1 protein-coding gene is annotated in these 1,129 nt (G+C 72.3%); it reads right to left on the bottom strand.

Translation table 11 applies throughout. From position 1 onward, the window contains the following. Window positions 1-34: 34 nt before the first annotated feature. Window positions 35-1,024: a pseudouridine synthase gene (locus P409_RS34885; protein WP_081992255.1), complete on the bottom strand. Its 990-nt coding sequence runs from the start codon at window positions 1,022-1,024 to the stop codon at window positions 35-37. Window positions 1,025-1,129: the final 105 nt, after the last annotated feature.

Here is a 1,129-nt window from a genome sequence, read left to right as displayed (position 1 = left end):
GGCGCGGTCCGGCGGGGCGGCCAGCGCCCGGCCTTTATGCCGGCCGGCGACGAGGCGCAGGGGCATGGCCGGGCTTCGGACCGGAGGACTTGGCGACGGCAGGCTTGGTGCTTGCGGGCTTCGCCGGGGCCGGCTTGCTCACGGTCGGCTTGGCGGCAGGCTTGCGCGTCGGCCGGTCCTCCTCATGCGTCTCCAGCCAGCGGCCCAGCTGGTCGCGCAGCACCGAGGCCTTGATCTCCTCCGCCTCGCCCTTCTCCAGGATGCCCAGCTGGAACGGGCCGTAGGAGACGCGGATCAGCCGGTTCACGTTCAGGCCGATCGCCTCCATCACCTTGCGCACCTCGCGGTTCTTGCCTTCGCGCAGGGTGACGGTCAGCCAGGCGTTGGCGCCCTGCACCTTGTCCAGCGCCGCCTCGATCGGGCCGTAATGCACGCCGGAAACGGTGATGCCCTTGGCCAGCCCGGCCAGCTTCGCCGGGTCGGGCGTGCCGTGCACGCGCACGCGGTAGCGCCGCGGCCAGCCGGTCGACGGCAGCTCCAGCCGGCGCGACAGCTCGCCGTCATTGGTCAGCAGCAGCAGGCCTTCGCTGTTCAGGTCCAGCCGGCCGATCGAGACCACGCGCGGCAGCTCCGCCGGCAGGTTGTCGAACACGGTCTGGCGGCCCTGCGGGTCGGACCGGGTGGTGACCAGCCCGGCCGGCTTGTGATAGCGCCACAGCCGGGTGCGCTCGGCCTCCGGCACCGGCACGCCGTCGACGGTCAGGACGGCGCCGGGCGGCACCACCACGGCCGGCGTCTCCAGCACCTTGCCGTCCAGCGCCACGCGGCCCTCGGCGATCCAGCGCTCGGCCTCGCGGCGGGAGCATAGGCCGGCCCGGGCCAGCACCTTGGCGACGCGCTCGCCGTCCTTCTCGCCGCCGTCCTTGAAGGTGGCTTTCGGTTTCCCGGCGGGCATCGCGGCGCCTGTCGCGGCCGGGTCGCCCGCCGTCTTCCCGACGGTGGTCTTGGGGTCACTCTTGCTCATCGCCCTTGTCTAGCGCGAAGCGCCCGGCCAGGGTTAGCGCGAAACGATGGGATCGATCTTGATCGGCGTAAGCAGAACCCGACCCGCAATCTTTTCGAGTCCCCC

This window comes from Inquilinus limosus MP06, from assembly GCF_000767795.1.
Classification (GTDB): domain Bacteria; phylum Pseudomonadota; class Alphaproteobacteria; order DSM-16000; family Inquilinaceae; genus Inquilinus; species Inquilinus limosus_E.
This window is presented reverse-complemented; position numbering and strand designations above follow the sequence as displayed.

Coding starts and splice junctions, on each gene's coding strand:
- P409_RS34885 (WP_081992255.1), bottom strand. CDS start 1,024: ATGAGCAAGAGTGACCCCAAGACCACCGTCGGGAAGACGGCGGGCGAC.